Genomic DNA, 25672 nt, shown 5'->3' with positions numbered 1-25672 from the left:
GAAGTTGACATCTGCCATCAAACAATCCCGGACCTGGCTCATTTCGGCCCGGACTGAACTTGATTTTCAAAAAACGCCCAGGCAATCCGATAATCCACTTCCCGGTTCGGTTTGAAGAAGGGGGCGACGTAGGTAATCGTGCGTTCGGTGGGGCCGCCGGGGAGCGTGTCGTCCAGGAAAGTTTTGGTGACTTGGCCGGATTTCATATCGGCAATGTCTTCCCAGCCGAGAGCGATGTCTTGCTCGTTTCGGTCTGTGCTTTGGATGCCGTAGCGGATGCCTTCGTTGAGGTCGGATTTGCGGACTTTGCGCGGCAGACCAACGCCGACCAGGCCTTTGCTGGGGGTAAAGACGATGCGGCCGTTTTGGTCGTACCAGGTGTCGGCTTCGTACTGACGCATCACCGGAAATTGGACGCGGTAGATGGTCAGCAACTCTTCCAGTGTCATGCCCAAGGCTTGCGCGACCAGCACGTCGATTTCCAGCAGCGCCTGACGGCGGGCATAATCGATGCGTAAGGCGCAATGGCGTTGCCATTCAGGCGTGAGGTTGGCAAAGAAAGTAGCCGCGGCATCCTGCCGCGAGTCGAGCGCCGGGGACGGCGCTGCTACGATCGCCCCGGCGCTATTCGATAGCGCGGGGTGATTGCTGGACCAGCGTTGTTTTAGAAACTCTAGATTCCATAACTTTTTCCATAGCGAGGCATAACTATGGGTTAAGCAAAGAAGCGTCAAAAATCGACATTCTGCCGATTTGCTTGAAATCATCGGAAAAAAACGAAGCGTCGACTCCCAGAGATCGGTCTTACCTGTTGATTTCAAGTAAAAATCATAGATGATAGACTGACATACAGTACCGAGAGTAATGGCGCTAACTATGTCCTTGAATGTTGTTCCAATACAAGTATTGATATGCGCAACGTAAGGGGGGATTATTGTTGTTATCAGTGATCGTTCTGACGATGCACCGAACATCCTGCGATTCACAAACCGATAATACTCCGTCACCCGCCTCGTCTCGTCTTCCCCCTCTTCAACCCAACTCACCTTCGGCACCCGCGCAAGATAATCATCCACCGAGCAGGCAGGCACATAGTTCGTGCGCGGCAGATAGTCATCCGGCAAAGTTTCCAAATCCAGCACATCGTAATGGCTGTTTTGAGTGCATTCGGCGCGAGGGGTTTTATAAAATGGCGTACCGACAAAAAAATGCGGACCGGACAATACCCATTCGCCGGCATGTTTTGGGAAACGGGTTTCCCTTTTTATCGTGCCGTCTTTTTGCGCATTGGTTTCGTCAAACATGACGGTTGAAACATACCCGCCTTGCAAATCGCCCAGCCGTTTGGGTTGCGCGGCGAACTTCTCCAGTACCGCGAGCAATTGCCGGGCGTGCAAGGCGGGCAAGCGGGCTTCCAGCGCCGGGGTTCCGGCTTCGTCGTAAAGTTTGGCAAACAAAGCCAGTTCATGTTCGCCTACGGAAATCATGCGGTCGCGGTGGCCTTGGGTATTCCAGCGAGTTTTTACTTTACCGTCGGCGTCTTCGGTTTCTTCCTTGATACCGGGGATTTCCCCGGTACCATCATGATTAAAACATGCATCAAGAGTTTTAGGTGTAAATAAATTGTTAATGCTTAAAAACTTAACTTTAGGATCGGCCTTAGCTAAATAAATATGAGTCCCGAACCTTAGCCGACCATGATCGTTTGTTCCGACGAAAAGGGTAAATTCATTTTGATATTGGGCATGCAGCCGCAATCTCTGGTAAATTTCACTCCGAAATTGGCCTCCATTTGGATCATCATAAACACCTTCTGGGTGAACAAACCCGCTTACTCCTTTAGCTGAGCCATTTGCCCAGGCTCTCGGCAAAAAGCACTTGTACAAATTGGTCTGCATGCCCTTCAATTCCGGGTAATTGCAGACCGCGTTGAGAAAATTCTGCGTCCCTTCCGATTCCTCGAATTCCGAACGCCAGGCCGCTTCCAGTTCGGGTATCCGGTGAAAGGTTTCTTCACGCAAATCCGCCAACTGCTTGGCGCTGTGATTTTTCAGCACGAAGCGCGGCTCGAAGTCGCCCAGCACCGCGCCGCTATTCCATTCCACTTTCAACCAGGGCGGGTTTCCCAGAATCAGATCAAAACCACCGTGATGGCGTGAACGGCGAGACGCCGCGGCTACCGTAGCAGCGGCGTCCCGCCGCTCATCCCCCCGCTCACTCCCCCGCAAAACCTTCGGATTATCCCGAATATACTGGCGAATCCGTTCCATTTGCTCGGGATTGCGCACGATATGATCAAACGATTCCTTTTGCCAAAACGTTCCCGTTTTTCCGGCCCGCTTGTTGATTTCGTGCGCGGTAAAGGATTTCCACGACTGGGTTATTTCGGACAGTTGATGTTTTCCGAGCGGCGCGACCAGCACATGCACATGATTCGGCATGACCACGAATTCGTCCAGGCTATAACGCTCGCCGTCGAAATGACGCAAGGCATTTTCGACCAATTGCTTGTACTGCGGCTCCGCCAGCAGGCAGGCGCCATAACCGTTATCCAGGCATTGGTGCAAACGCTCGGTAAAGCGCTCATGGTATTCGCGCTTCTCGTCGTCGCTATGGGGTTTGGGGTGTGCCGACAGCCAGGCATCCCGTTCCGCTCGCCACCGATCGAGCAAGGTTTGCGGGAGCGAGTCGGCGGTGCGGAAGGTCACGAAATAAGTCACGCCTTCTTGCCGCCAGTGGGGCAGGTTGCCGGCGTATACGGCCACAGGGTCTTTGGGGCTGTAGTAGCCCAGGTTTAGGGGTGTGGCGTTGGGTGATGAACGGCCGGAGGCCGTTGCTACTGTTCCGGCGAAGATGTCGGCAAAGGCGAGGTGCCAATGGAAAAACCGGCGTTGCCCCGCAATTTCGTCGGCGCGTTTGAGCCTTGGCGAGGCATTGAACAGTTTATTGAGATTGACCACGCCAAAGCGATTCACGAAAGGCACCGCTTCCTGACGCGGTTGGGCTTCAGTGAACAATTCCATTTGTTCGCCGCTCGGCCCCACCGGCACGGTATCGCCCAATAACAGCGTTTCCAGGTCGAACAGCCATTCTTCGCGGCTGGGTAAATCGAAGGCGTCGTGGATCGGCCAAAACCACAGCGCGCACCAGTAATCCATCACCAGCTTCAGGCGGCGATAAGCGCTGGCGTTTTCCAAGCCCTTGGCTTCCAGTTCCTGCGCCAAAACCTGATCCTTAAAGCCCAGCGAAGTGGGCTGTCCGCTCAATTCGAAACCGTAAATCCGGTAAGGATCGGTCGTTTTTTTGCGCAGCCCAGCCAGCGACCGGGCATGTTCATGCCACAGTTCCTCGACCTTGGCGCTCAGTTTTTCCAACCGCTCCAAATCGGTTTTATCGAACGGCTTGATAAATCCTTTGCGCCAGGCGCTGATGGCTTTAATTTGATCGGGATAGAGCGATTTGACTTCCTTGTCGCTGTAGTTCGCCATGCCGCTGTCGGGCAACAGAAAGTGCCAGATTTGCCCGGATCTTCGTGGGACGGACATCGGCACGGCCTGAGGCGCTCGATTGAGCCAGCAGTCTTCGTCACCCGATTTACGGTTGAGCCGGTCGCTGGCGAACACTTCTCTGCGGGCGCCGATCAACGAATTGCCGCAATAGAGTTGCAGCCCGAACCAGGGCACGAAACGGTCTTTGGACAAGGCATTCAGCCAGAGCGATACTTCGGCCAGTTCCACCGCGACCGGATTCAGGTCGATGCCGAACACGCAATTGTCGGCCAGATACATTTTGACTTTTTGCAGTTCTTCCCGGTATTGATGCTGCGGGATGCGCTCGTTCAAGGCCGATTGCATTAGCTCCAGGTATTTTTCGGCCAGTTGGTTGATCGCTTCGTTCAAGAACGCCGCCGAGCCCATGGCCGGCTCGCAGACTTTCAAGGTTAACAGCTTTTCGGCGCGGGCGCGGTCGTCGGGAAGCGGTTCGAATTGTTCCTTGAACAGTTCTTTCAACGCATATTTGACCAGGCTGCGGGTCAGCACTTCCGGGGTGTAATAGGAGGCGGACTTTTGCCGGTCGCGGCCGGCCAGGCGGTAAATGAAGCTGCCTTTTTTGTGCAGGCGCAGAACTTTTTCGCCGCGCTCGTTGCGGTCGTACACCCGTTCGTTGTCGGCGTAATCTTCCAAGGCTTCGCGGGTCACGAAATAGCCGGTATCGAGGTCGTCGGGATCGGTATCGGCTTTTTTGACTTCGTACAAATCGTCCTGGGCGAAAAAGCCGCGATAGGACAGCAGCGCCTCGTACACCGCACCCAATTGGTTGATGCCGAGCTGGGCGTAGGAAATCCGCCCGCGCCGACGCTTGCCCTTGGCTGGGCGGCTCAGCGACATCAACTGAATGACGCGTTGCAGAATGTGGTTGGGAAAGACGACTTTATCGAGTAACGCGGTGCGGTTCGGATCGAACAAGTGCGATTTGAGCGGCGCCAGTTCGAAAGCGTCGCGGCCGGTTTGCTGTCCGATCATGAAGAGGTTTTGCTCAGGCTTATGCTCGGTGCCTTCGCCGACCAAACGAAACAGCATCTGGATCGAATGATGCAGATAATGGCCGTTGCGTTCCACTTCGCTGGTCAACGGCATCAGTTCCAGATCACGCAAGGCTTCGAGCGAATAGCCTTTCAGGTAAACATCGGAATCGGTCGGCGCATAGCCCAAATCCGGGCGGGCTTCGATATAAAACAAAAACAGTAGCCGGTACATGTAGCGCAGGCATTGTCGTGTTAGTTCTTCACGATCGAGCGCGTCCTTGCCGGTGAAAATGCCTTTTTTATCGGCACGGGCCTGTTCGATCAATTGCTGCGCGGCTTCGTTGCCGAGCAATTCGATACATTCGCGCAACGCATATTTAAGATCTTCCGAAACGCCATAGGCATGCTTGTGCGCGTTTTCGTCCAGCGTATCGAGCAGGCTTTGGCCTTGGGCATCGAGCAGCGATTCTTTATGCAACAGCACCGATACAGCTTTCAGAGTATCGGTTTCGCGGCGAGTGAACAGTTCTTTCCAGTCGAAGCGCAACAGGCGGTGTTGGGCAAACTTGGCGCGATCCAGGAGCAGCCATTGAAACGGGCTGACCAGCAGCACCCAGCGCGGCGGCCGGGTTTGGGTAAACACGGCGGTGGACAATAGCTTTTGCCAGTCCGGCGCGTCGGAGCCTGCCAAGGTTTTGGCGACCGGAATAGCGCTCAGGCTGGTCAGTTGCGCCGGATGGATGCTGAGGCTCAAGGGATCGGCGTCGAATTCGTCGCCTTCGTCGAGCGATTGCGCTTCGAGCACCCATAATAAGGGCTCGCCCTGCGGCGCGCGCAATTCGCCGAGCAAGGGCAATTCCAGGTCGTCATTGCCGCTGAGAGGTTGTCGTGTAGCCTGAAAAGGTAAATCGAAGATGTTCAGCAGTTGCCGAATCAAAGCACGCCCTTTGGCGAGTCGCTCAGTCGGCGGCTGTGGGCGTTGAATACTATCCAGTTGATTCAGCGCTTCGCGCCAAAACGCATTCAGGCGATTGTAAGGTGCGCGGTAGCCGGGTTCCTTAAGGTTTTGTTCGCGGGCGGTTTCGCGGGCTTCGGTTTCCTGATTGCCCCAGGCTTCCAGCACGCCGCGCACGTCGCCGGTAAAGATTTCCGACAGATAGTGCTGGCTGTAGAACTCGTTTTCGTTGGTGATACCGATCCAGTTCACGCTTTATTTTTCCAAAGATTCGATGATAGGCTCCACCCAAGCGGGTGCCGTCTGGTAGGTTTTCATAATTTTGCCGTTACTGGCACGCAAGATTAGCGCGGCTTCCGCACCATCTACCGAGTTGTCGTAGAGGTAAAGCCGATCGACCCAAGGCGCAATCAGCGCGCATTGGGCGATCGACCGAAAGTAACGGTTGATGATTTTGGGGATGGGAACATCGTGTCCGCCCTGCATGACGCGGCGTGCGACGCGGGCGGCATTGATCGCAGGGTCGGCGGTGGCGACGAAAAATACTCGAATAAAATAGCCTTGTTGATGCGCGCGCAGTAGAAAATCCACTTTGTCCGGCGCGGAAAACACGGTTTCAAATGCCAGGCTGCGGTGATCGTATAAACAACTTTCCCGTCGATCTGCCGCCAGCTTTGCTGCTTTTAGAATCGCATCCGGCGAATTCCAGTCGCCGAATTCATCGCGAGCGATAAAATCAGGGTTGATATACTCACAGCCGGCAAACCATTCGTGGGCAAGACCGCGCTCGGTCACTGTGGTTTTCCCCGAACCATTGGGACCGGCGACGACTAACAGCCTCGGTTTTTGCAAATCGGCTTCGGTCATTTTGATGCTTGATGACGGGCCCGTACTTGGGCAACTTCGTCTAAAAGGCGTTGCCGCATCATGGCGTCGGACATTTTTTTACGTTCCATCGCTAAATTAAGCGCTTCGCTCATGACCAGATGCAGTTCCGCATCGGTCGGTTCGGTCTCGGGCGCCATGAGGTCGCGTTCACGGGCTTGGGGTTGCATGATCTGACTCCTAATGAAAGATGAGATTCTACCGCGCGGCCTGACCGGTAAATAGCGCCGCGACTTGAATAAAGGGCTCTTCTTCGGTGGTTTGCGTATTTTCCAACCAGGCAAGATGATCTTGAAAAACGCGCTCGATATGCGACAGACGGTCTTCACGGCGGTGTTTTTTAATCGCTTCGGGTTGATCGCTGCCGCTAAAATCGATTTCAAGCTGCTCGACGTGGCGGCTTTTCAGTTCGTACAGGTTATCCGACAACTTTTTGAGACGTTGACTAAGGCTTTCCTGTTTTTCTTGACGTAAGGCTTGCAATGATTTTTTTGCCGGAGGAATGGCCAAGGCAAGCAGTTTTTGCAATACCGAGGAATCTCCCGCTTCGCCACGATTGGCCAATTTGCCGGGCTGGATTTGAAGTTTATCAAGAACGGCTTCAAGCGAGTGAATGCCGACGACGGTTTGCTCCTGAAACTCGATGCCTAGCCAGTCATGCACCATGATGTGGCCGCGTTTATTCGGAAAACCGCCGTAGATCAACACCATGTGCTGCCGCGCCTGTAAACTGCCCAAGCGCAGAATCGGCGCGGTGTGTCGGCCAAAGGCATTCAGCGCCCGATCGGCCAGCCATTCCATCACGGGATGCTGTTCCCAGAGATATTGAATGTCGGGCCAGGGGCTGTCTTCTTCCCGGCAGCGCTTGAGTTCGTCATAGATGCGCTGCTTATTGCTGGATAGCAGGAAGCGGTCATTGTCGGGCCGGACTTCGCTGGGCAAATAGCGCAGTCTCTGCACCAAATCATTCGGCGCGGTGATACGCAGCAGGTCGCCTTCGATATCGGCTTGCAGATCGACGCCGCTGTCGCGCAGCCATCTTAAGGCTTGGTCGGCATAATCGAGGTCCTGCGGGTATAGCCTGGGACTTTGTTTCAGGACTTGTACAAAATCGGTGCTGGGCGCGCTGTCCGGGGTGAAATGCGCCAACAGATCGCCGGATGATTCGGTATCGCCGAGTAGATCGGCAAAAATGTCGGAAATATCGTCATCGTCTTTTTTATCCTGCTCGATAACGATAGCGGTTAAAGCTTCTTCTTCCTCGGGGTTGAATTTACCCATGAACTCGGAAGGGTCGCCGATGTTCTTTCCCGCCTGGCTGTCTTTTTCGATCAGGACTTCCAAAACGCGAAGGTCGCCTCGGACGTGAGCATTTTCCGACTCGGTCAATAGATAACGAATTTGCGTCTGCCGTTGCTGCCCATAGCGATCGATTCGACCGTTGCGTTGCTGAAACACCATCAGCGACCAGGGAATGTCGAAATGGATCATGCGATGGGACAGATGGTGCAGGTTGATGCCTTCGGAAGCCACATCCGAACAAAGCAGCAGACGGACCGGGCTGTCGAGTTTGTTGAATTGTTCGACGGCTTCCATCAGGTCCCGATCTTTCATATCGCCGCGCAGTGAAGCGACTTGTTGGGGTTTCAAGCCGAGATCGTCCGGCAAGTGCTTTTCCAAGAAGTCGAGCGTAATCAAACTTTCCGTAAAGATGACCAGGCGATCATCGGCATGCTTTGGGCTCCAACCGAGACTTTTTGAGCCGTCCGGACGCAGGAGCTCCACCAGACGTCGATATTTGCTGAACTGAACCGGTGTAATGGCTTGAATGGCCATGCGCAAACCGTCCAGCGTACTGATGTCAGCCCTTATATCGTCGTTTTCGCTTCTCCCTTTTAGCCGCTTCAGACGGTTTTCGATCGTTGATAAACAGGCCGCCGGACTGGAAAATAGCGCTTTTTCAAGTACGGTGCGAAATAGTTGACCGGCTCCTGGCCCGTCCAAAGTATGAAATTTGGCAGTGATCAGTTGGTCGTAGACGGCTTCTTCGACAACGCTCGTTGGAGTGCGAACGGTATCGATTTCGCGTTCCGGGAAATTTTGTTTTAGTTGTTCGCGCACATCTTTTTTAAAACGGCGGATGACCAAGCCTTTATCCCGGAAATCTTCCTGCGAATAATCGCGGGGATTGGCAATAGCGGTGGAATCGAGCATGTTCATCAGGCTGGCGAAACTGGTCGCCTTGCCGTCATGCGGCGTGGCGGACAGCATAATCAGCGTGTCAGAACGAGTAGCCAACAGCTTGGCCAGTTTGGCGCGCTGGGAATTGGCACTTCGTTCCGCAACGTTATGTGCTTCGTCGATAATGATGATGTCCCAATAGGCTTTTTCCAAATGGTGCCGATATTCGATATCCTGCTTCAGAGTATCGATGGAAATGATTGATCGGTCAAAATAATGAAACGGGTTGTGATTGGCCGGTATGCGATTCCGGACCCGTTGCAATCCAACCGAATCCAGGCGAACGAGCGGAATCGAAAAACGGTTCCAGAACTCCTGCTGAAACTGGGCCAGCATTGATTTGACGGCCAATACCAGAATGCGCTTCCCGCGGCCGCGAGCGATCAATTCACTGACCAGAATGCCCGCTTCGAGCGTTTTTCCCAAGCCGACCGAATCGGCGATCAGAATGCGTTGACGGGGCTGACTTAACGCTTGTAAGGCCGGATCAAGCTGGAAAGGCAGCTGCTCCATCGCTGCGCGTTGAGCGATATGGATAAATTCGTCGGTGGGCGGCGTCTTTCGCAGTAACGTATCCAGATAAAGCAGGCTGGCTCGAAAATTGGGTGTCAGATCGTCCACCAGCTGCGTGGTTTCCGGATCAAGAATGCGGATGCCGGGACCATGCGTCTCCTCCAACTTGGTAAGAAACAGGCTTTCACGGCCGCGCACGATCTCCGACAGCCCTTCGCATGTCAGAAGATAGCCCCCATCGGAGGAGTGATCGACCCGCTTGATGCGCCATTCGGCATCGCGCGCTTCTATACGTAAACCCGATGCAAATTGTCGATGCGTGGCCAAGCTTGATCCGTCCCTATTGTTTTGGTTAAGTGGCTTCCAGAAGAATTTGGTAATTATAGAGTAAAGTGTGTTTTGCTATCCTTGTTTAGGTATTTATGCAAAACAGTTTTTCTTGATTATCTCCACTCAAAATCATATTCCGGGGTTATGACTCAAAATCGGATGTCGCGCGCGCCTCATAGCTTACCCCGACCCGCTTAGGGGCGAATTGCCTACGTTTAAGAGATTTTTGCACGTATTTGATTGCCTTGTCTTCATTGCTGACGACTGTAACGAGCTTTGGTCTTTTGCCTCCAATACGTCCGTAAGTCATGTCCACGATCGAATTGCCGAAGAGATCTTGCCCATAGGCGATCGAATAGGCGCGGTGGATGTTGCGGTTGGCGTCTTAGGATTCGAGGTAGACAACGGGTGTCAGCATGGCTCGGCCTCCTGAATCGCTCCCCTGCCCCCGGTAGATGGCAATGCAACGTAGAAGGCGAGGCGCTATACGAAGACGTTTGGCGACATCTTCCATCGTAATGTCCGGCTCTGACAACATGGCCTTAATGAAAACGAACCGGGCCGGATCGAGGGTCGGCTGCGCCTGTTGCCAAGCCTTGCGCTGAAGGCGCACATCCTCACGCCCTTGCTCGGCTGCTGCCAGCGTTTTTTTTGAAGGTCAGGCCGAGGCGCTGGAGGCGATACCAGAGCGTGGAAAGGTGAACTTTCAGCCCCAGCTTGTCCCGCAATTCCTCCAGGGTGGTATCGGGCTGCGCCGCCAGCAGCGTGCGCAACATTTCATCATGTTCGAGGGACAACAAGGGTTGGCGTCCTCCGCCGTGGGGCTTGGGTTCCAGCGTACCGCTCTTCCGCCGCCGCTGTTGCAACTTATTCACAAACGAAGGGCTTACGGCGAAGCGTTGCGCCACCTGAGCAATGGTTTCACCCCGATCGCAGGCTTCGATCACCCGTTTCCGTAAATCCATCGAATAGGCTCTGGGCATCAGGATATCCCCTTCCGCAAAACACCTTCGACGACGTTAGCATGCGGAAGTTGCTGTTCACTCAATCTAAAAACGCTCTAAAGCACCGATTTGCAAGTTCGTGACAGGGTTCAACAGTTATTCGGGTTTGCCGACCCGATTCCATGCCATGGGAAGCCTTGAAAAACCAGTGCGGCTCGCTGCACCCTCCTTTTTCCTGTGTCAGGCCCTCTATATCCCTGCTGCCGGTCTCTCCACCGCTTCCCGGATGATCTCGGCCAGACGCTGCACGCCGGGGCCTGCAAAGTCCGGATTGGCAAAAATCAGGTACAGCGGAACTTCGCGCGTTCCCCCTTCCCGCAAAGACAGCGGTTTGAGCAATCCTGCTTTTAATTCCTCGCGGATATGCGCTTCCGGAAGCCAGGCAAAACCAAACCCCAGGGAGACCCCCTGGATCGACGTGGCGATCTGGCTTACCGTCCAGCGCTGATCCACTTCGATGGACACCGCGCGCCGGTCGCGCCTGCTGCCCGAATCTCTGACCACCAGGTGGCGATAGGCGCGCAGGTCGCGCCGGGTCAGCGCGCGGCCGTAGTGATGTAGGGGATGATCGGCCTGCGCGACCGCGATCAATCGCACCCGCATCAAGAGTTCGCCCAGGAAGCCGGGTGGCTGTTCCGGGGAAATCACCAGGTCGGCTTCCCCCTTGAACAGCGCATCGGCCGTGCCGCCGAGCACCGATTCGATCAACTCCACCCGCGTGCGCGGGCTCTCCCGGCCGAAGCGGTCCAGACAGTCCAGCAGCAGCCGGCAAGGAAAAAGGATTTCCGCCGCGATGCGAATCTCCGCCTCCCAGCCTGCCGACAGCCTGTGCGCCGCTTGCTCCAGATCGCGAGCCTCTTCGACTAACGCCAAGGCGCGCCGGTACAGCATCTGGCCGGTTGGCGTCAGGGTGGCTTTGCGCCCCTGGATCTCGAACGCTTTCACACCCAGCAACGATTCGATTTTTTGCACCGCATAAGTTACCGCCGATTGGCTTTTATTCAGGATTTCCGCCGCCTGCGCGTAACCGCCGGCATCCACCACCACGATCAGCGATCGCCATTGTTCGAGGGTAATATGGGGCGCCTTCATCATTAATCCAATAATTAGATAAGTTTAAGCAAATTATTATACTTTTTTATCGAATTAATTGGATGTTTAATGAAGCCACATTCAGCAACGGAGGAACATCCATGAAAACCCTGCTCCAAATCAACTCCAGCATTTTTTCTTCCGGCGGCCAGTCCAGTCAGCTAGCCGACCAATTTGTCGCTGCCTGGCATAGCCATCATCCGAATGCCCGAATGATCCTTCGCGACCTGGCGCAAGTGCCTCTGCCGCACCTGGACGCGCAACGGGTGGCGGCCTTTTTTACAGCGCCCGAAGCGCGGACGCCGGAACAGCAGGCTTTCGCGGCCGAGTCGGACGCTCTGATCGATGAGATCAAACAGGCCGAGATTCTTGTGATCGGCCTGCCGATGTACAACTTCGGCATCCCTTCGACGCTCAAGGCCTATTTCGACCACATCGCCCGCGCCGGAATAACCTTTCGTTACACCGCGAACGGCCCCGAAGGTCTGTTGACCGGCAAGAAAGCGTATGTCTTCGCGACTCGGGGCGGGCTGTACGCCGGCACGCCGCTCGACAGCCAAACCGGTTATGTACGGAATTTTCTGGGCTTTCTGGGCATCGCCGATGTCCAATTCGTATATGCCGAAGGGCTCAACATGGGCGAGGCGAGCAAGGAGGCCGCACTGGCCGAAGCCCAACAACGGCTCGCCATGCTGGCGGCTTGAGAAGACCATTCCATTCCAATTTTCCAAGAGGAACACCATGTCTACGCGAACATTGAAAAAAGCCATCAACGCACTGCCCGCCACCGACGGCGGTGGCGTCAAACTGCTGCGCAGCCTGGGGCAATCCCAATCGGCGCGCCTTGATCCCTTCCTGATGCTGGACGAGTTTTCGTCGGCGAACGCCGACGACTATAGCGCCGGTTTTCCCGATCACCCGCACCGGGGTTTCGAGACGGTGACTTACATGCTGGAAGGGCACATGCTCCACCGGGACCACCTGGGCAACCGCGGCGATTTGAAGAGCGGTTCGGTGCAGTGGATGACCGCCGGCCGGGGCATCATCCATTCCGAAATGCCGCAGCAGGAAAGCGGCCGCATGCATGGTTTCCAGCTATGGGTGAACTTGCCCGCGCGCGAGAAAATGAAGCCGGCCGCCTACCGGGATATTCAACCGGAAGCCATTCCCCTGCTAGCCCTTCAGGACGGAAGCCGGGTAAAAGTCATTGCCGGCAGCACACAAGCGGAAGGCCGGGTTGTAGCGGGACCGGTCCAGGGACTGAGTACCGAGCCTTTGTTTCTGGATGTCCATCTCCCGGCAGGCGGCCATTTTGTCCACCCGGTTGCAGAGGGGCACAACGCTTTCGTTTATCTTTACGAAGGCTCGGCCGAAGTCGGCCCGATTGCCGAAAGACAGCCACTGGCACCCCATGCCGCCGGCCTGCTTTCCGAAGGGGATCGCGTGGAGGTGCATGCCGGAAAAGAAGGCGCCTCTTTGCTGGTGCTCGCGGCCAAGCCCCTGCGCGAACCGGTTGTCCAGTACGGCCCCTTCGTGATGAACACGCGCGATGAAATCGAGCAGACGCTTGCGGATTATCGGGATGGGCAGTTGGTATGAATGATTGTTTCCATACCAAGCGCGCGTTGGATGGTTTGGCTCATTCGGAATCATGAGCCAAGCCATGAACTTTCAATTCCCGCATGACTCATCCTTTTAGGGTTTTGTCAAAAATAACTTCCCCCTTTGAAAAAGAGGGACTTAGTCAAAAGCACCTCCCCCTTTGAAAAAGGGGGATTGAGGGGGATTTATTAAAAAATCTCCCCCGGCCCCTCGGCAATTGCTCCCTGCATTGCCCTACCTCCTGCATCCATGCAGTCGTCTTTTTCAAAGAGGGGAGTAAATCAGCTGCTTTTCGAAACAATCAACATTCGGGAAGTTATTTCCTACCGGATCCTTAGACATGTGGCGAGTTATTTCTTTAACGGAGATCACTATGAATGCGAAATACAAAAAATTGAACAAAGACGATGCGGCCTTGCTGTTGGTCGACCACCAGTCCGGGCTGATTTCGCTGGTCCAGGATTTTAGTCCCAGCGATTTCAAAAACAACGTAATCGCACTGGCCGACATCGGCAAGTTTTTTCAGTTGCCGACGATATTGACGACCAGCTTCGACGAAGGACCTAACGGACCGCTCGTTCCGGAAATTCTCGAACGTTTTCCCGATGCGCCTTTCATCCATCGCCCCGGACAGATCAACGCCTGGGACAATGAAGACTTTGTGAAAGCGGTCAAAGCGACCGGACGCAGGCAACTGATCATCGCCGGCGTCGTGACCGATGTATGCGTGGCTTTCCCCACCTTATCGGCCTTGGAAGAAGGCTATGACGTGTTTGTCGTCACCGATGCTTCCGGCACGTTCAATTTGACCACCCAGCAGAGTGCATGGAACCGCATGTCGCAAGCCGGAGCGCAGCTGGTCAACTGGTTTGCGGTCGCCTGCGAATTGCAGCGGGACTGGCGCAACGATATGGAAGGACTGGCGACTTTATTGTCGAATCATTTGCCTAATTACCGCAACCTGATGACCAGCTATTCCAGGCTGCAGCAAGCGAGGAATAAATAACGCAGGCTGCCGGAAACCGATTGGGGAGGATCTTACGATGAATACCGTCAATACGCCGGACAAGATTTTCAGAAACGGCCGCTTTACCACGCTGGACCGCAAAAATCCCGAAGCCAGTGCCGTCGCCGTCAAGGACGGCGTGTTCCTCAGCGTCGGCGACGATGCCGCGATCATGAAGCAGGCCACGGCTTCCACCCAGGTCGTTGACCTCAAAGGCAAGCGGGTCATACCGGGTTTTATCGACAGCCATCTGCACATTATCCGCGGCGGCTTGAGTTATTTGCTGGAACTGCGCTGGGACGGCGTGCCGGATGTCGCCACCGCATTGGGCATGCTGAAACAGCAGGTGGCGATCACCCCGCCGCCGCAATGGGTGCGGGTAGTCGGCGGTTTTACCGAGCACCAGTTCGCGGAAAAGCGCCTGCCCACCCTGGAAGAAATCAACGCGATCGCGCCGGACACGCCCGTGTTCATCCTGCACTTGTACGACCGCGCGCTGCTGAACCGCGCCGCGTTGCAGGCTTGCGGCTACGATAAAAACACCCCTGATCCGCCGGGCGGCGAAATTCAACGGGATAGCGGCGGCCATCCGACCGGTTTGCTGATTGCGCGCCCGAATGCGATGATTCTGTACGCCACCTTGGCCAAAGGGCCGAAACTGGCGCCGGAAGATCAACTGATTTCCAGCCGGCATTTCATGCGCGAATTGAACCGGCTGGGCGTCACGTCGGTGATCGATGCGGGCGGCGGTTTCCAGAATTATCCCGAAGACTATCAGGTGATCGAGCAGCTTGCCCGCGACAAGCAACTGACCATCCGCATCGCCTACAACCTGTTCACCCAACGGCCGGGCAAGGAACTGGAGGATTTCCGGACCTGGACCCAACTGCTTAAGCCAGGCCAAGGTTCCCCTATGTACCGTCATAACGGAGCGGGCGAAATGCTGGTGTTTTCCGCCGCCGATTTCGAGGATTTCAGGGAGCCCAGGCCCGATTTGGCGGCAAGCCTGGAAGATGAGCTTTACCGCGTCGCGAGGCATCTGGCCGAAAACCGTTGGCCGTTCCGCATTCACGGCACCTATGACGAATCGATTTCCCGCTTCCTGGACGTGTTCGAGCGGGTCAACGCCGAATTCCCCCTGGACGGCTTAAACTGGTTCATCGACCATGCCGAAACCGTCACGCAGCGCAACCTGGACCGCATCAAGGCGTTGGGCGGCGGCATCGCCATCCAGCACCGCATGGCTTACCAGGGCGAGGATTTCGTCGCGCGCTACGGCGCGAAGGCGGCCGAAGCCACGCCGCCGATCCATAGGATGCTGGCCACCGGAATTCCCGTCGGCATGGGCACGGACGCCACGCGCGTCGCCAGCTATAATCCCTGGATCGGCATTTATTGGCTGGCGACGGGCAAGACCGTGGGTGGACTGACCCTGTATCCGCCCGCCAACCGCCTGTCGCGCGAAGAGGCTTTGAGGTTGTACACCGAAGGTTCGTCGTGGTTTTCCACGGAACACGGCAAGAAAGGCGTAATCGTCGCCGGACAATATGCCGACTTTGCCGTCTTGCCCGAAGACATGATGACGATCGCGGACGACGACCTGAAAAACCTGAAGGCCGTCATGACCGTCGTGGGCGGCGAGATCATCTACGGCGACCGGGAATTCAAGGAATTCGACCCGCCCGCGTTGCCGATTTCCCCGTCCTGGTCGCCGGTGATCCGTTACGACGGCTATCATGCGGCCGCACGTCAGGCTCACGCCAACGCCATGGCACAGACCTGCGCCTGCGGCACGGCTTGCGGCATCCACGGACACGCCCATGCCCGGGCTTTTCAAAGCCGTGTTCCGGCGGCCGATTTGAAAAGTTTCTGGGGCGTGTTGGGTTGCAGTTGTTGGGCGTAAGGATCTGGTAGGAATTAACTTCCCGAATGTTGATTGTTTCGAAAAGCAGATTTATTCATTCCCCTCTTTGAAAAAGACGACTGCATGGATGCAGGAGGTAGAGTAACGCAGGAAGCAGTTACCGAGGGGTTAGGGGAGATTTTTCAAATAAATCCCCCTCGATCCCCCTTTTTCAAAGGGGGAAGTTATTTTTGACGAAATCCTAAGTTTTTTCGATGTCCATGGCTTATCGGATTTTACTGTTTTTACTGAATCTGGCGATAGGCTTTAATGCCTGCGGAGAATACGGCGCTGAGCCTGCGCCGCCTGCCTTTAAAGCCCTTCGCTACGAAGAAACGTACCAAGCGCTGAAAGATCTCAAGCGGCGGCACGGTTTGGGAGACGACATCAAATACATCGCCTTGCCGTTTCTTCCGGACGCTTATTTGAGCCTGGGCGGCGAATGGCGGGAACGCTACCAGAACCTCCACGGTTATGAATTCGGCCTGGCGGAATTCAAGAATGACGATTATCTCCTTCAGCGGGTTTTGCTGCATGGCGATTTGCATTTGGGCAGCCATTTTCGTGCCTTTATTCAATTGGGCAGCCATTACGCATTCGGTAAGGCCAACGAAAAATCCCCGGTCGAAGAAGACCATTTCGACCTGCAGCAAGGCTTCGCGGAATGGCAATGGCCTAGGGGAAGCCATACGCTGACGATTCGCAGCGGCAGGCAGGAAATGAGTTTCGGCTCCGAGCGGCTGGTTTCCATGCGCAACAATCCGAACATTCGCCGCAGTTTCGATGCGGTGCGCGCCAGCTTCAAGGGCGGCGGTTTTACGGTGGACGCCTTTTATGCCGCGCCGCTGGAATTAAGGCAAGGCGTATTGGACGACCGGGATGACGGCGGCCAGCGCTTCTGGGGACTTTATTCCGTATTTAGCCGGCCGGCGGCCCGGTATGCCCCCAACACGGATTTTTACTGCCTCGGCCTGGACCGGGCCGATGCGGTTTACGCCCAAGGCATTGCCGACGAGCATCGGCATACCCTCGGCGCCCGGTTATGGCGCAAGTCCGGAAGCTGGGATTACAATTTCGAATTCGCCTACCAGTTCGGCCGTTTCGGCAAGGATACGATTTCGGCATGGACCGCGGCGTCGGATACGGGTTACCGTTGGGAGCATGCCGCCCTCAAACCTCGGCTGGGTTTGAAAATGGACATCATCAGCGGCGACGACAATCCCCATGACCGTACCTTGAAAACCTTCAATCCTTTGTTTCCCAAACTGGCCTATTTTTCCGAAAACGCGTTGGTCGTACCCGCGAATTTAATGAATGTGTATCCTTATATCAGTATCGAAGCCGGGGAAGGCGTTGAATTGAGCCTGGGCTGGGATTTTCTCTGGCGCTACAGTGTCCACGATGCGTTTTACGTCAATCCGTTCCAGCCGCTGGACGGCACCGACCAAAGCCGTGGACGCTACATCGGCAGCGAACTGACATTGGATGCGGGCTGGCAGGTCAACCGCAACATACAGCTGAATTTCGCTTACGTCCATTTGTTTACGGGCAGCGTGCTGCGGTCCGTAAAAGCCAATGATGTCGATTTTCTGATGCTGATGACCAGCTATCGGTTTTAATCTTGAGTAAGGAAAAGACTCCGGTGCCGCAAAATAAAACACCCCCGCGCCAATCGATCTGGCAGCCGCTGGCCAACAAGCTGTTTCTGGCCGTCTGGCTGGCGACACTGGTTTCGAATATCGGTACCTGGATGAACGACTTGGGGGCTGCATGGCTGATGACTTCGATGACGACCTCTCCCGTCATGGTCGCCTTGGTCCAGACCGCCACCACGCTGCCGATCATGCTCCTGGCAATCCCGGCGGGCGCGCTGGCCGATATCGTGGACCGGCGCCGTTATTTGCTGGCGACGCAAATCTGGATGTTCGTCAGCGCGTCGGGGTTATTGTTCTGTACGCTGTCCGGATTGACGACAGGCTGGGTTTTGGTGCTATTCACTTTTTTGCTGGGCTGCGGCACGGCGATGAGCATGCCGGCGTGGTCGGCCGTCACGCCGGAACTGGTCGGCAAAAAAGAACTGCATGCCGCCATCACGTTAAATGGCCTGGGCGTTAATATTTCCCGTGCGATCGGTCCTGCGGTTGCGGGTTATTTGATCACCCTCTACGGCGTGCCCAGCGTATTCCTGGCCAATACGATATCCTTCCTCGGCGTCATTGTCGTCATCGCCTGCTGGAAAAGAACCCCGAGCGAAAGTGGTTTGCCCGCCGAACGCTGTCTAGGCGCGATGCGGTCGGGCTTGCGGTACGCGCGTTATTCCAGCTTGCTGCCTTCCATATTGGTCCGGGGCATCGGCTTCTTTCCGTTTGCCAGCGCCTTGTGGGCGCTCTTGCCGATTCTGGTCAGTCAGCGCTTGCACGCCGGCTCTTCCGTCTACGGCCTGTTGACGGCCTGCATCGGATTGGGCGCGGTCACGATTGCCTTCGTGCTGCCGCGCATCCGGCAGCGCATCCATTCCGACAATCTGGTGCGCCTGGCGACTTTGGCTTACGGCGGCGCTTCGGCCGTCCTTGCCGTCCAGGACAATCTTTACGTCTTGCTGCCGGTCATGCTGCTGGCGGGCGCGGCCTGGATCTGCGTGATGTCGTCCCTGCAGGTGGCCGCTCAGAGCAGCCTGCCGGACTGGGTGAGAGCGCGCGGCTTGTCCGTCTTCATGATGGTATTCATGGGCGGCATGGCGGGCGGCAGTTTGCTTTGGGGCTATCTGGCCAAGCGCTACGGCATCGAAACGAGTTTTCTGATCGCCGCCGCCGGCCTGATCGTAAGTATTTTTCTCACTTGGCGATACCGCATCGGCGGCTATGACGACGTCGATTTCACGCCCTCCATGCACTGGCCGTTGCCGATTGTCGACCAAACCCCGGAACACGACAAAGGCCCCGTGCTGGTGACGATCGAATACACGGTCGCAAGCGACAAATTCCGGGAATTTCATGACGGTTTGCAGCACTTGAAAAAAATCCGCAAACGCGACGGCGCCTACTTTTGGCAAGTTTTCCAGGATACGGCCAAAGCCGACCATTACATCGAATGCTTTATGGTGGAGTCCTGGCTCGAACACCTGCGCCAGCATGAACGCGTTTCGGTCAGCGACCGTGTTTTGGAGGATCGGATCGGCGCTTGTCTGGCCGCCGGCGAAAGCAAGAAAATCAACCACTATGTGGCGCCCGGTTACGCGAAAAAAGCTAAGCGCAAGCTTAAAAGATAATTGCCCGCCTGAAAAATCCGGTTGCTTCCATTCTATTGATTCGAAGGGCGTTTTGCCGGGTACGGCAATTTCCGCAAGCCGGCGGCCCCTTGCCTTAACGCTCGGATGAGGGACGAAGCCGAGGCGCGGCGGCTTTATGCCACGTCCATCCGCCAGGACAATGGATACACGCCTTGCTGCACATAGGGGAAAAAAGTCGAATAGGGCCAGTCGGCGACTCCCTTGACCAGACCCTGGTTGACCGGATTGTAATGCAGGAAATTCAGATGCCGGGCAAAATCCTGATCATCGCGCAGCATATAGCCGAAACAACGCTTGCGTTCGAAATCGCTGTCCTCGCCGCCTTGCAGCTCTTCGGAAAGGCCGGCCAGTTCGGCGAATTCATTATTGACCTGCTGCCACAGCAAACCGGCCTCCTCCGCGTCGCCCGGCAGTGTCATGAGGCCCTGCACATATTTCGGCAAAATCACCAGCGCATCGAGATTGAACGGGTATTTCCGCTTGATCCTGACCAGTTCGAGACAGAGCGCCTGGGTCCAGTGCATCGCGGCGCCCGAACGCCATTCCGGCAATGCCAGGGTAAAAAAATAAGTTTTGCCGTGGATACGGTAACGGTTCAATTCGGTCATGCCGGTTCGCCTCGGAAAGTTAAACGGAATCGCACTGTCCAGCTAAAAACAGGAAAAAGCGCTCGGCGGCGCCTTTGGATGGACCCATGCTGACAAATTCCGGAAGCAATAACCGGACCAGATCGTCAAAAATGAACAAATTCCGCTCGTTCGAGAGCCCTCCCGACCGGCGGAGCAGCGAACTGTGTGATATGACGCAGGTCTTTGCCGCAAAATCGGGCAAATCCCCCAATTCGGAACAATATACCGTATCGGTTTTAAAACGCGAATAGGCGCTTTACAGTATCCCGGCCTTGATAATGAATGCTTCGACCAGTTTAAGCCCCTCGCCTTTTTTCAGATTCGTAAACACGAACGGACGTTCGCCGCGCATCTTTTTCGCGTCCTGCTTCATGACATCGAGTGAAGCGCCCACATAAGGAGCCAGATCGGTTTTGTTGATCACCAGCAAATCGGAGCGGGTAATGCCTGGCCCGCCTTTACGCGGAATTTTATCGCCGGCCGAGACATCGATCACGTAGATCGTCAAATCGGCCAATTCCGGGCTGAACGTCGCGCTGAGGTTGTCGCCGCCGCTTTCGACCATCACGAAATCGAGATTGCCGAAGCGTTCGCAGAGCTCGTCGACCGCCGCCAGATTCATCGAGGCATCCTCGCGAATGGCGGTATGCGGGCAGCCGCCGGTTTCGACGCCCAGTATCCGCTCTTCCGGCAGGGCCTGGCTGCGGATCAGGAACTGCTGATCCTCGCGGGTGTAAATGTCATTGGTCACCACGCCAATTTCGTAGCGATCGCGCATGCGCTTGCACAGCGCATCGACCAGCGCGGTTTTGCCGGAACCCACCGGGCCGCCGACGCCGACTCTCAAGACTTGTTTGCCATTCATTTTGTCTCCGGATTTTATTTAATCGACCGCCCCATACCCGTAAAGCAGGATATGCGGCGAAACAGTTAACGTAGGGCGGGTTCGGCGCGCCCTGTAAAATCTTTCGGCTGCAACGGATCATTTTGCGCGCCGAACCCGCCGTTATGCGCCAAGGTGGGTTACGCGCGCGGACAAACCGTTACAGCGCGAAATCCATGCAACAGCGCGCGCAACCCACCCTACGACCGGAACAGACGCGAATACTGCATTTCATGGCGGCTGCTCGCCAGGGCAAGGCCGAAAACGCCGCCGCCGATCTGGTCATCGTCGATGCGTAAAGCGCGGTCGACTGCGGCCGGAATGCCTTCTGCCAGATGCAATAACAATTGCTGCCCCGCGACTTGCCCCAAAGGCACCAGTTTGACCGCGCACAGCACCTGATTCTCGAGCCAGCTCCAGGCATAGCCGAGCATTGCCTCGCGTTTGGCGACGCCGAGCCGCAATGCGGCCAGGCCGAATAGCGCCGCCCACGTCATCGAGCGCGCCGCCGGCACCGCAGCGCCGCCGAGATCGAGCGCGGCCAGCAGCCGCTGCAAAGCTTGCCCGGTTTGCCTGTCCTCTGCACGTAATTCAGCAGACTCCCGGCAACTGAGCAACAGGCCGCTCCAATATTCCACACCCGCCGCATCGTTGCGTTCCCCTGCCTCGTAAAGCCTGGCTAAAACCGGCAGATCGGCCCGTGCGACGCTTCTGTTCAACACAGCGCCGATCCAGTCCCCGGCCGTTGCGGCATTATGAATCAAGCCGTCGTCGACCGCCTTTTCGAGCCCTTGAGAATAGCTGTACATCCCGACCGGCAGGCCGGGGCTGGCCAACTGCAACAGCCGCAGCAAGGGCAGATCAGTGGCCATGCGCATGATAGGCGCCGGCTTCGGGCTCGAACGGCAGGCGATCGTGTTCGACCTGCAAGCCGAGCAGTTCGAGCATATGATCGAGCACATGATCGCTCAAATAGCGCAGTTCGCCGTTCATGATCTGCAGCGGCACATGGCGGTTGCCGAGGTGATAGCAGGCCCTGGCGAACAGCAAGGGATCGGCGCAGCGCACGATCGACAAGGCTTCGGGCGCGGCCTTGATCAGGACCCGGTAGCCTTCGTTGCCGGTCAGCACCCTGCCCGGCCGCAGGCACTGCCCGCGGATCGCGAACACGCCGACCTCGACGCCGTTATCGGTCCGCGCCGCGCAGCGGCTTTTCTGGCGAATGTCGAAAGGCAGCGTCAGGCTGTCGTCGCTGTGCTCGGAGTCGGAATATTCGGTCAGTTTCAGCATAATCAAAACAGAAAATAACGTTGGGCGAACGGCAGCACGGCGGCCGGTTCGCAGGTCAGCAGGCGGCCGTCCGCGCGCACCGCATAGGTTTGCGGATCGACTTCCATCAACGGTTGATAATGATTGTGGATCAAATCGCTCTTGCCGATCGCGCGCGCGCCATGCACTGCGCCGATCAGCTTCTGCAAGCCCAGGCGTTCGGGGATATTGTCTTCGATCGCCGCACGCGATAAAAACAGCATCGAGGTGCCGGCAATCGCCCGGCCGAAACCGCCGAACATGGGCCGGTAATGCACCGGCTGCGGCGTCGGGATCGAGGCGTTCGGATCGCCCATGGGCGCTGCCGCGATAAAGCCGCCCTTGATGATCAGGCTCGGCTTGACCCCGAAAAACGCCGGCTGCCAGAGCACCAGATCGGCCAGCTTGCCTTTCTCGATCGAGCCGACTTCATGCGCGATGCCGTGGCTGATGGCGGGATTGATCGTATATTTGGCGATATAGCGCTTGACGCGGAAATTGTCGTTGCTGCTCGTGTCTTCCGGCAGCGAGCCGCGCTGCACCTTCATCTTGTGCGCGGTCTGCCAGGTGCGCGTGATCACTTCGCCGACCCGCCCCATCGCCTGCGAATCGGAGGAAATCATCGAAAACGCGCCGAGGTCGTGCAGGATGTCCTCGGCCGCGATGGTTTCGCGGCGGATGCGCGACTCCGCGAACGCGACATCTTCGGGAATGCCCGGATCGAGATGATGGCAGACCATCAGCATGTCCAGGTGCTCGTCGATCGTGTTGACCGTATAGGGCCGCGTCGGATTGGTCGAGGACGGCAGCACGTTCGGCAGGCCGCAGGCCTTGATGATGTCCGGCGCATGGCCGCCGCCCGCGCCTTCGGTGTGGTAAGTATGGATCGTCCGGCCCTTGAACGCCGCGATCGTGTCCTCGATGAAGCCCGATTCGTTCAGCGTATCGGTATGGATCGCGACCTGCACGTCGAAGCGGTCGGCCACGCTCAGGCAGCAATCGATCGCGGCCGGCGTCGTACCCCAGTCTTCGTGCAGCTTCAGCCCCATCGCGCCGGCGCGGATCTGTTCTTCGAGCGCGGCAGGCAGGCTGGCGTTGCCCTTGCCGAGCAGGCCGAAATTCATCGGCAAGGCATCCAGCGCCTGCAGCATGTGCTTCAGATTCCACGGCCCCGGCGTGCAGGTCGTCGCGTTGGTGCCGGTCGCGGGACCCGTGCCGCCGCCGATCATCGTGGTGACGCCCGAATACAGCGCTTCTTCGATCTGCTGCGGGCAGATGAAATGAATATGCGCATCGATGCCGCCAGCGGTCAAAATCTGCCCTTCTCCGGCGATGATTTCGGTGCCCGGCCCGATGACGAGATCGACGCTGTCCTGAATGTCAGGATTGCCGGCCTTGCCGATACCGAAGATGCGGCCGTTTTTGATGCCGACATCGGCTTTCACGATGCCCCAGTGATCGACGATCAGCGCATTCGTGATCACCGCATCCATTGCCCCTTGCGCCGTGACCTGGCTTTGCCCCATGCCGTCGCGGATCACCTTGCCGCCGCCGAATTTGACTTCTTCGCCATAGCTCGTATGGTCGGCTTCGACTTCGATGAACAGTTCGCTGTCGGCCAGGCGCACCCGGTCGCCGGTGGTCGGGCCGAACATTTCGGCATAAGCGCTGCGGCCGATCTTATTCATCCCGGCCCTCCAAGCTGCCCATGATCTGTTGACGGAAACCGTACACTCGCCGGAGCCCGCCGAACGGAATCAGGCTTACTTCGCGTATCTGCCCCGGTTCGAAGCGCACCGCGGTGCCGGCCGCAATGTCCAGGCGGCAGCCGCGCGCCCGGTTCCGGTCGAAATCCAGCGCGGGATTGGCCTCGAAAAAATGATAATGCGAGCCAACCTGAATCGGCCGGTCGCCGGTATTCCCGACTTCGATACGGATCGCATCACGGATCGCATCAAGGCCGGCGTTCAGTTCGATATCGCCGGTTGCGGTGATGATTTCGCCTGGGATCATTAGCTGACTCCAATGTTTTTTTAATATCATAAGGATTCGGTCAGAATTAACTTCCCGTAATCCGGCCTTATCGTTCCGTCAACGCCATCAAGTCAAGAAAAAACGGAGTCCAAAGCTTGCTTTGGCTGACTTGGCGATTTTTCCAAAGCAAGCTTTGGACTCCACGCGAGGCCGGCTCGATGCTGTTGACTTGGCAGTTTCGTAGGATGGGCTGACGAAGGAAGCCCATCAATCGCGAACGATACGATCGATGCGCTTCACTTTGTTCAGCACATCCTACGTCCTTATAGTCGTACCCATCCCGCCTTCGTCTTATGCAATCGGATTATGCACCGTCACCAGCTTGGTGCCGTCCGGAAAGGTCGCTTCGACCTGCACGTCGGGCAGCATCTCGGCGACCCCTTCCATGACATCCCCGGGATTCAGCAAGGTGCGGCCGTATTCCATCAATTCGGCGACCGTGCGGCCGTCGCGCGCGCCTTCCATAATGCCGGCCGAAATATAGGCGACCGCTTCCGGATAATTCAGTTTGAGGCCTCTCGCTTTGCGCCGCTCCGCCAGCAGCGCGGCGGTAAACAGCAGCAGTTTGTCTTTTTCGCGTGGTGTCAATTGCATCGTTGTGTCCTAGTTCAATACGCCCAAATACGCGGCGGCACATCGGCGCGCAGCAGAACCGCCGGCCTGAGCGCCGCCCAAACCGTCTGCAAAAAAGCGCGCAGCCGATCCGCGCGCGCATCCACGGCCCGGCAGATCAGCACATCGTCGATCAGGGTCACGCCGCGCCCCGGCGCCTCGCCGATCAGATCGCGTACGATTTCCAGCGTTTTGGCCGATGCCGGCGACGCAAACAGCGTTCCGCACGACGAACAGCCCTGCAAACCCCAGTTGGCCTTGACCGCTTCCGCATCCAGCAGCACCCGTTCGATGTGGAACGGCCTGCCCGCTTTGAACAGCCGCCAGCCCGCCTCGACGAAACCATCGTTAAAAATCTCCCCGGCCGCAGGCCGGCCGAACGCCAGCATGTCCCAGCCGATAAAACGCGATGTCTCGCCCAGCTCGATCCGCATCTCGGAGCGAAGCCGGGCGCCGTCAAAAATGATCGTCTCCTGCGGCAGCCATTCGAGCGCGGATTGATCGCCGACCGTCAGTCTTACCGATTGTTCGGCAACACGCGCATCGCTGCGGTAACATTTGCCGGCGGCCGGCGTGGTCAGCAGCGCTTCGCAGCCTTCCGCCAGCGTCGCCTCGATAGTCAGCCGGTCGCCGGCGACCATGCCGCCGGGCGGATGCAGCAGATACAGGTGGCAAAGCCCGTCATCCGCGTAAAACGGCCGCTGCACGGTCAGAGGCCCGCGATGCTTCCGCTCGGTCAATACCGTTTTTTCCCGGCGGCGCGTAAAGCCCAGTTGCAGCTTCGCCTCCCAACCCGGCAGTTCGCCAGGACCGGCGCGGCCGGGATGGAGCGCGCCGCTGCCGTCCGGCGCAAGCAGCATC

General features: G+C 56.9%; 21 protein-coding genes. 6 read left to right on the top strand and 15 right to left on the bottom strand.

All coding sequences use genetic code 11. From position 1 onward, the window contains the following. Nucleotides 1-38 precede the first annotated feature (38 nt). The 7 genes from METAL_RS02790 to METAL_RS02760 all read right to left on the bottom strand — a co-directional run bounded on the left by METAL_RS02790 (nt 39) and on the right by METAL_RS02760 (nt 11545). Nucleotides 39-5732 (bottom strand): transposase, encoded by a 5694-nt coding sequence (locus METAL_RS02790; protein ID WP_005369413.1) that lies wholly within the window; start codon nt 5730-5732, stop codon nt 39-41. A gap of 3 nt (nt 5733-5735) precedes the next feature. Further along, complete coding sequence (locus METAL_RS02785; RefSeq protein ID WP_005369411.1) at nt 5736-6347, bottom strand: ATPase; 612 nt, start codon at nt 6345-6347, stop codon at nt 5736-5738. After that, nucleotides 6344-6535: a hypothetical protein gene (locus tag METAL_RS02780; RefSeq protein WP_005369409.1), complete on the bottom strand. Its 192-nt coding sequence runs from the start codon at nt 6533-6535 to the stop codon at nt 6344-6346. The genes METAL_RS02785 and METAL_RS02780 overlap by 4 nt, the downstream gene beginning before the upstream one ends. A gap of 28 nt (nt 6536-6563) precedes the next feature. Beyond that, nucleotides 6564-9446 (bottom strand): DEAD/DEAH box helicase, encoded by a 2883-nt coding sequence (locus METAL_RS02775; protein WP_005369407.1) that lies wholly within the window; start codon nt 9444-9446, stop codon nt 6564-6566. A 145-nt stretch (nt 9447-9591) separates the two neighbouring features. Next, nucleotides 9592-9801, bottom strand: a complete 210-nt coding sequence (locus METAL_RS21425) for a WGR domain-containing protein (protein WP_342633142.1) — start codon at nt 9799-9801, stop codon at nt 9592-9594. Nucleotides 9802-10066: 265 nt separating this feature from the next. Continuing rightward, the gene (locus tag METAL_RS02765) at nt 10067-10432 is read right to left on the bottom strand and encodes an IS630 transposase-related protein (RefSeq protein WP_005369405.1); all 366 of its coding nucleotides are present in this window, start codon (nt 10430-10432) and stop codon (nt 10067-10069) included. Nucleotides 10433-10642: 210 nt separating this feature from the next. Next, complete coding sequence (locus METAL_RS02760; protein ID WP_005369404.1) at nt 10643-11545, bottom strand: LysR family transcriptional regulator; 903 nt, start codon at nt 11543-11545, stop codon at nt 10643-10645. Between the two features lie 101 nt (nt 11546-11646). On the opposite strand from METAL_RS02760, the gene METAL_RS02755 reads away from it, so the two are divergent. From METAL_RS02755 to METAL_RS02730, 6 genes are all read left to right on the top strand, one after another. Then, entirely contained in the window at nt 11647-12249 is a 603-nt protein-coding gene (locus METAL_RS02755) for an FMN-dependent NADH-azoreductase (protein ID WP_005369402.1), read from the top strand. A gap of 37 nt (nt 12250-12286) precedes the next feature. Beyond that, on the top strand, nt 12287-13144 hold the full coding sequence (locus tag METAL_RS02750) for a pirin family protein (RefSeq protein WP_005369401.1): 858 nt from the start codon (nt 12287-12289) through the stop codon (nt 13142-13144). A 376-nt stretch (nt 13145-13520) separates the two neighbouring features. Beyond that, the gene (gene ycaC, locus METAL_RS02745; RefSeq protein ID WP_005369399.1) at nt 13521-14153 is read left to right on the top strand and encodes an isochorismate family cysteine hydrolase YcaC; all 633 of its coding nucleotides are present in this window, start codon (nt 13521-13523) and stop codon (nt 14151-14153) included. A gap of 37 nt (nt 14154-14190) precedes the next feature. After that, nucleotides 14191-16056, top strand: a complete 1866-nt coding sequence (locus METAL_RS02740) for an amidohydrolase (RefSeq protein ID WP_005369397.1) — start codon at nt 14191-14193, stop codon at nt 16054-16056. A gap of 215 nt (nt 16057-16271) precedes the next feature. Next, a complete protein-coding gene (locus METAL_RS02735) occupies nt 16272-17675 on the top strand; it encodes an alginate export family protein (RefSeq protein WP_245549451.1) in 1404 nt (467 codons plus the stop codon). A 2-nt stretch (nt 17676-17677) separates the two neighbouring features. Continuing rightward, entirely contained in the window at nt 17678-19324 is a 1647-nt protein-coding gene (locus METAL_RS02730; RefSeq protein WP_245549450.1) for an MFS transporter, read from the top strand. A gap of 134 nt (nt 19325-19458) precedes the next feature. On the opposite strand, the gene METAL_RS02725 is transcribed toward METAL_RS02730, so the two are convergent. From METAL_RS02725 to METAL_RS02690, 8 genes are all read right to left on the bottom strand, one after another. Beyond that, nucleotides 19459-19953 carry an REP-associated tyrosine transposase gene (locus tag METAL_RS02725; protein WP_005369392.1) on the bottom strand — a complete coding sequence of 165 codons (495 nt, stop codon included), beginning with the start codon at nt 19951-19953 and terminating at the stop codon, nt 19459-19461. Between the two features lie 277 nt (nt 19954-20230). Next, nucleotides 20231-20839 (bottom strand): urease accessory protein UreG, encoded by a 609-nt coding sequence (gene ureG, locus METAL_RS02720; protein WP_005369390.1) that lies wholly within the window; start codon nt 20837-20839, stop codon nt 20231-20233. A 218-nt stretch (nt 20840-21057) separates the two neighbouring features. Then, nucleotides 21058-21729: an urease accessory protein UreF gene (locus METAL_RS02715; protein WP_040578434.1), complete on the bottom strand. Its 672-nt coding sequence runs from the start codon at nt 21727-21729 to the stop codon at nt 21058-21060. Further along, on the bottom strand, nt 21719-22147 hold the full coding sequence (gene ureE, locus METAL_RS02710; RefSeq protein ID WP_005369388.1) for an urease accessory protein UreE: 429 nt from the start codon (nt 22145-22147) through the stop codon (nt 21719-21721). Before ureE ends, METAL_RS02715 begins: the two co-directional genes overlap by 11 nt. 2 nt (nt 22148-22149) lie before the next feature. After that, nucleotides 22150-23853, bottom strand: coding sequence for an urease subunit alpha (ureC, locus tag METAL_RS02705; protein ID WP_005369387.1), 1704 nt, complete (start codon nt 23851-23853; stop codon nt 22150-22152). Next, nucleotides 23846-24178, bottom strand: coding sequence for an urease subunit beta (locus tag METAL_RS02700; protein ID WP_005369386.1), 333 nt, complete (start codon nt 24176-24178; stop codon nt 23846-23848). The genes ureC and METAL_RS02700 overlap by 8 nt, the downstream gene beginning before the upstream one ends. A 312-nt stretch (nt 24179-24490) precedes the next feature. Further along, nucleotides 24491-24793: an urease subunit gamma gene (gene ureA / locus METAL_RS02695; RefSeq protein WP_005369385.1), complete on the bottom strand. Its 303-nt coding sequence runs from the start codon at nt 24791-24793 to the stop codon at nt 24491-24493. 14 nt (nt 24794-24807) lie between these two features. Further along, entirely contained in the window at nt 24808-25671 is an 864-nt protein-coding gene (locus tag METAL_RS02690; protein ID WP_005369383.1) for an urease accessory protein UreD, read from the bottom strand. Between the last annotated feature and the right edge of the window lies 1 nt (nt 25672).

This window comes from Methylomicrobium album BG8 (assembly GCF_000214275.2).
Taxonomy (GTDB): Bacteria; Pseudomonadota; Gammaproteobacteria; order Methylococcales; family Methylomonadaceae; genus Methylomicrobium; species Methylomicrobium agile.
Note: the sequence above shows the minus strand (reverse complement) of the source record. Positions and strands in the feature narration are given on the sequence as shown.